Here is a 5222-nt window from a genome sequence, read left to right on the forward strand (position 1 = left end):
TCATGTGCTACGCGCGTCGCTCTATCGCAAGCAGCTCGCGACGCAGTTCGAAACCTGGCGACTTTTCACTGGCATGACCCAAAATCCGTCTTTCGCAGCCTGAGCAACCGGCTGAATACTACGGCTTTATCCCGCCAGCGCCAACGTGGCAATGCCACGTGGACAGATCGCCTCACGGAAGTACAGGGTTTTATTTGGGGACAGATTCCACGACTTTACTTCGTGGGACGCTTGGGATGATCGAGTGGAAGCATTGGCATGAGCTCGTCGACGAAATCCCGTTGGCCAAGTGGCTGTGTCGAGGGCTGCCACGGCGTGACCGGCTGCGGATGTCCACCGCGCCGCAACGCTCGCGCGATCGCCTGTAGCTGGATCCAAAGACCGGCGGCGGCGGCGGGCGATAGCGTGTCGGCTGCCACGTCGAGCGACGTGACGATCGCCTCGAGCTGTCGTTGCGCCTGCCTCAGCCCCGGCTGGGCCTTCGCGCGAACCCGGCTTTCCCGATGAGTGGTGAGCCATCGTAACAGCGTCAGACGCTCGTCGGGCGTCAACTTCTCGAGCAGCGGCGTCGGCACACCGGTATCGGCACGAAATACACCGACCAAAACTTGATGGGTGCGGCGCGTTCCCGGCACGGATTCGAGGCGCAGCAGCTTGATGTTACGCCCCTGTTCACGGACCAGCATGGGGTAGTTTCCCGTTGACAATATCCAGTCAGTCCGTCGAGTGTCTTCACCAGATCGGCGAGACACTCGACCGGGCCGCCCTCGGTCAGAGTTACCGAACAGGTGAGCATCAAATTCATCGCAAGGCCGAAATCCTCGATTCGATATCCGCGCTCGCAGTACGCATGCCCAAAAGGCTATCGCGTCGATAAGAAATCCACCCAATGAGTGGCGTGATGACCTCTGTATAGGCAAACGCCGGTTTATTCAGCGCGACGGCGACGCCCACTTCAAAGGCGGTACCCGAATCGGGTTCGCCAGCGCCGCGGAAATCATCAAGATAGGCCATGACGGCGTCGCATGAGCGAAGCAACGAAAGATTGTTTTCGTAGATTCGCGCAGCTTGAAGGGACGTCTCATCATCAATTTCCAGATCGAGTGGAAACAGACCAAGCAGTCCCGATTGCTTGCATGGCGTTTGAGATATCGCCCATGCTGATGAGCGTCGGCGCGAAAAACATCGAATTCGGCGAGATAGATGGGAGAAGCTGTCATGTCAAATTTCGGTTAAATTGAAATGAGCGCTGCAATTTCATCGTAATTGTCCGCCGTATAGATCATTATCTCCACCAAGGTAGTCGAAGTTTTCCACCGCGCCTCCAAATCGTCGTGTTCAATCGGGCCTGACATTTTTTGCGAACAGCACTGCCACTGTGCCAAACACGCAGACCATGCCGACATAGAGGGCTGGTGCCAATAGATTTGATTGCATCATCAGCGACACGATGATCGGGGTAAGGCCACCAAACAACGCGTAGGCTATATTGTACGAAAACGAGATGCCGGAGAAACGCACGACAGCGGGAAAGCTCTTAACCATCAGGATCGGAATCGCGCCGATTGTGCCAACCATAAATCCTGTCAATGCATATAAGGGCACGAGTTGAGATACATCGAGAGAGATTTGTGCGCACATCCAGTAGTAACAGGCGGAAATCGCGAAACCGCCGATGAAGATTATACGCTTCGCACCGAACCGGTCAGCGAGTTTCCCTGCCGCCATGCAGCCTACCGCTAGGCACAGCGTTGCGATGCTGTTGGCAAATAGCGCCGTGGCGGCGGGGATGTGGAATTGCTTCTGCAGTAGCGCTGGCATCATTAGGATCACGACAACGATCGTTGCTGACAACATCCATGTAAGCAACATCGATACAACAACAGCTCGACCATGATCCCGCAACACAGCCTTGAGCGGAATTTCTTCGGCGAGTACCTTCCGCGCCTTCATTTCGGTAAAGATAGGTGTTTCATGCAGCCAACGGCGTAGATGGACCGAGATGAGACCGAGTGCACCACCGAACAGGAACGGAAGCCGCCATGCGAACGACGTAATCTCTGTGATGGAGAAATAGCTATTCACGCCACCCGCGACAAACGAACCGAGCAGAATACCTACCGTGAGACCTGCAGTGAGTGTCCCACACGCATAGCCAACGTGATTTGATGGGACATGCTCGGATACAAATACCCAAGCGCCAGGTACTTCTCCGCCGACGGCTGCGCCTTGAAGTATGCGGAACAGTAGCAATAAAATAGGTGCTAAGGTACCGATATTCTCGTAGGTAGGTAAGAGCCCCATAAGCAAGGTTGGTACCGACATCATTAGCACACTAAGTGTAAACATCCGCTTTCGGCCGAACAGATCGCCGAAATGGGCCATGATAATACCGCCGAGGGGGCGTGCTAGATAGCCAGCAGCGAAGATGCCAAAGGTTTGCGATTGACGCAGCCAACTTGGAATGTCAGGCGGGAAGAACAATTGCCCGATAACAGGTGCAAAAAAGATGAAAATTATGAAATCGTAAAATTCCAGTGCACCACCCAATGCAGCGAGACTTAAAGTTTTGTAGTCTTGATATGTAAGTGTGCGATTTTCGTCATGTGATGCGACATTCGATTCAGAAGTATGCATAGATAAGTCGCCGATATTTAAGCAGTATTTTTAGATCGAATAAATGCGTTTCATTTAAATAATTGATTTGCACGACAAATAAAAATTATGCATGGTATGCATGGGCCTTTCTTTAGCTTGATGAAGCGAAGCGTAGCGATAGATGTTCGATTTTGTCCAATACCAAAGAAAAATGTTTCCATGCTTTCTGGGTATGCTGAGGCTGAGGCGTTTCAAGGAGCATAAAACTCGATAGCAACAGGATATAATTATTATCCCAATAACAACAATGGGTTGTTATTGCGTATTTCGGCGAAGCCGAACGGCGGTTTCGGTTGAAGTCGAACGAGGTTTCCGGAGGAAGGTGAACTGAGGCCGGTCGAAAAAATGGAAGCATCTTCTCGTCAAAGCGGCTGCGCGTGTGAACAACCGCGCCGAGAACAGTCATCAGCCCACGCGCGAACGCGAGCGTCGCATGCGCGCGGGTTCCGAGATCCGCAGCGCACGCAGGTATTCCTGTCGTGCTTCGGCCCAATTCGGCAACACTTCGCGCTCAAACGTCATTTGCTATGTGCGTCGCTCTATCGCAAGCAGCGCGCGACGCGGTTCAAAACCTGGCGACTTTTCAACGGCATTACCCAAAATCCGTCTTTCGCAGCCTGAGCGACAGACTGAACACTACGGGTTTATCCCGCCATCGCTAGCGTGACAAAGCCCGGAAAAGTACGAGTCTGGACAACAGACGACAGAAATATATCATCAGTTTTTTCCGAACTTATACTTCCAAATATTCTTATTTTTTCGATCTGTCCGATGACGGAAACTGAATGCTCTATCAACACAGCGGAACATTCCCGCGAAAACGTCCATCATGCGAACATATCCCCGCAACAGTCCCCAAGCCGCCGCACGTGTCGTCGCACTCGTCCTGATCTCGGACGGCCACGTCGATCATCGCGAAGAGAGGGAGATCAAGAACCCTGAGTTCGGTCGCGAGCTCGGCCTCGGACCTAGCGAGTTCGCTCAGATCGTGCAGGCGCTGTGCGAGGATCTCTCGATTGCATATGCGCCGTCTACGCCAATAGCGTCTCAGGTCGAAAGTAAAGTGCTAGGCGTGCTGCTCGCAGAAGTCGACGACCCGGTCTTGCGCCGCAAAACCATCCGCCTGTGTCTTGCGGTTGCGGCCGCGGATAACTTTATGGCCGACGGAGAAATCGCGGTGCTCGCTGCTGTGTTGAACGCGTGGGTACTGCAACCAAAGCCACCCGCATACTGATCTGGCTGGATTTCGTGAAGGTCGGGTGTTTGGTGACGTCCAGTCGCCCAGACAGCATGTGTAAGGCTCACATATTATGCTAGCCATGGTCACGAAATGTGCTAGCGGTATGCACAAAAAGCACTAGCAGCGCTTGCGAGATCACGGGAGTCGTTCGAACGGTGAGCAAGACTCCCACTCGAACATCGTTGTGCGATGTTGGCTGATGTACAACAGCAGGCTGTTCATGTTGCGAGCCTCGTCAAGGGCGGTAGCTGGCAAGTGCTCCCGGGTGACACGATGGATTGCACATTCACCAGGACCATCGAGTAGCCATGCCGAACGGCAATAAGGGGATTCAACGTATGCGATCCATTAACGACACCCTTGTCTAGAAATCGCTGCACTCTGATGCTACGTGTCCATGTGGACAGCTAGCATGAGAGTGTATGACCGAGAAACGAGATTTGCGTAGCCGACTGGTGATCGGTCGGAAACGGGATGGCCGCCGTGAGTACGACGATGCTGCACGGGACGAACTGGTCCGACTATGCCTGCAGCCTGGCGTTTCGGTTGCCCGAACAGCGATGGAACACGATCTCAATCCGAACCTGCTGCGCAGCTGGGTCGCGCGTTATCAAAAAATCCATGCTCAAATCGAGCATGAGCGAGTAGCTCGCACACCGGTGGTTGCTGATGGCGTTTCGATCGTAAGCGCTCTTTGAAGGACGCCATGGGCGGCGAAGCTGATTTATTGAGGCTACGTGTCCATGTTCAATGAGCGTGGACAGGTGTGCATGAACGAGCAACACGAAGGTTTGCGGACCCGGCTGGTGGTCAATCGCAAGCGGGACGGGCGGCGAAAGTACGGCGAGGATGCGAAGCGCGAGCTTATACATGAAACCGGGGGTGTCGATCGCGCGGACGGCCATGGAGCACGACATCAATCCGAACCTTGTTCGGACGTGGATCTCCAAGTATCAGCGCGAACAAGCCGCGGGCGAAATAGTCAGCTCCACAACGGAGTTGTCGCGAGAGGCTCACGTCGAGATGTCGATGGCTTCGGTGCCTGAGGAGTTAGCTTTTATGCAGGTCGTCACTTCCGCGGCCGCCCCCACTGCGGCCGAATCGGCTGCGGTGTTCTCACTGAATGTGCACCTGCCAAATGGCATTTCCTTGGAATTGGATCAGGTGCGCCTCGAAGAACTGACGACGATCGTCCAGATTCTGAGGGGGTTGCCTTGCTCCGGTTCGACGAAGGGCTGAAGGTCTATCGTACGCGGTCTTTTAACGACGCCCCTCAGCGGTTGAGGGCAACAGGCATTCTCCAAGGCATGAGATCGGCGTAGTC

6 protein-coding genes and 1 pseudogene are annotated in these 5222 nt (G+C 54.1%); 4 read left to right on the top strand and 3 right to left on the bottom strand.

All coding sequences use genetic code 11. The annotated features are described in order from the left end of the window. Window positions 1–215: 215 nt before the first annotated feature. The 3 genes from RZR99_RS32020 to RZR99_RS32030 form a co-directional block, all read right to left on the bottom strand. Window positions 216–686, bottom strand: coding sequence for a hypothetical protein (locus RZR99_RS32020; protein ID WP_323123709.1), 471 nt, complete (start codon window positions 684–686; stop codon window positions 216–218). Window positions 687–801: 115 nt separating this feature from the next. Next, window positions 802–1191 (bottom strand): nucleoside 2-deoxyribosyltransferase, encoded by a 390-nt coding sequence (locus tag RZR99_RS32025; RefSeq protein WP_323123714.1) that lies wholly within the window; start codon window positions 1189–1191, stop codon window positions 802–804. 147 nt (window positions 1192–1338) lie between these two features. Beyond that, window positions 1339–2637, bottom strand: coding sequence for an MFS transporter (locus tag RZR99_RS32030; RefSeq protein ID WP_323123710.1), 1299 nt, complete (start codon window positions 2635–2637; stop codon window positions 1339–1341). A gap of 370 nt (window positions 2638–3007) precedes the next feature. Between RZR99_RS32030 and RZR99_RS32035 the strand changes: the two are divergent. The 4 genes and pseudogenes from RZR99_RS32035 to RZR99_RS32050 all read left to right on the top strand — a co-directional run. Next, window positions 3008–3279 (top strand): annotated as a pseudogene (locus RZR99_RS32035) (IS6 family transposase); the annotation flags it as partial. A gap of 208 nt (window positions 3280–3487) precedes the next feature. Further along, complete coding sequence (locus tag RZR99_RS32040; RefSeq protein ID WP_323123711.1) at window positions 3488–3892, top strand: PIN domain-containing protein; 405 nt, start codon at window positions 3488–3490, stop codon at window positions 3890–3892. A gap of 428 nt (window positions 3893–4320) precedes the next feature. Further along, a complete protein-coding gene (locus RZR99_RS32045) occupies window positions 4321–4596 on the top strand; it encodes a transposase (RefSeq protein ID WP_323123712.1) in 276 nt (91 codons plus the stop codon). A gap of 172 nt (window positions 4597–4768) precedes the next feature. Further along, window positions 4769–5137 (top strand): transposase, encoded by a 369-nt coding sequence (locus RZR99_RS32050; protein ID WP_323123713.1) that lies wholly within the window; start codon window positions 4769–4771, stop codon window positions 5135–5137. The last annotated feature ends 85 nt before the right edge of the window (window positions 5138–5222 follow it).

The sequence above is a fragment of the Burkholderia alba genome (assembly GCF_034721475.1).
GTDB classification, from domain to species: Bacteria; Pseudomonadota; Gammaproteobacteria; order Burkholderiales; family Burkholderiaceae; genus Burkholderia; species Burkholderia alba.

Excerpts from the sequence above, each read along its gene's own strand:
- RZR99_RS32030 (WP_323123710.1), bottom strand. The coding sequence starts at position 2,637 with ATGCATACTTCTGAATCGAATGTCGCATCACATGACGAAAATCGCACA.
- RZR99_RS32020 (WP_323123709.1), bottom strand. The coding sequence starts at position 686 with ATGCTGGTCCGTGAACAGGGGCGTAACATCAAGCTGCTGCGCCTCGAA.
- RZR99_RS32040 (WP_323123711.1), top strand. The coding sequence starts at position 3,488 with ATGCGAACATATCCCCGCAACAGTCCCCAAGCCGCCGCACGTGTCGTC.
- RZR99_RS32045 (WP_323123712.1), top strand. The coding sequence starts at position 4,321 with ATGACCGAGAAACGAGATTTGCGTAGCCGACTGGTGATCGGTCGGAAA.
- RZR99_RS32050 (WP_323123713.1), top strand. The coding sequence starts at position 4,769 with ATGAAACCGGGGGTGTCGATCGCGCGGACGGCCATGGAGCACGACATC.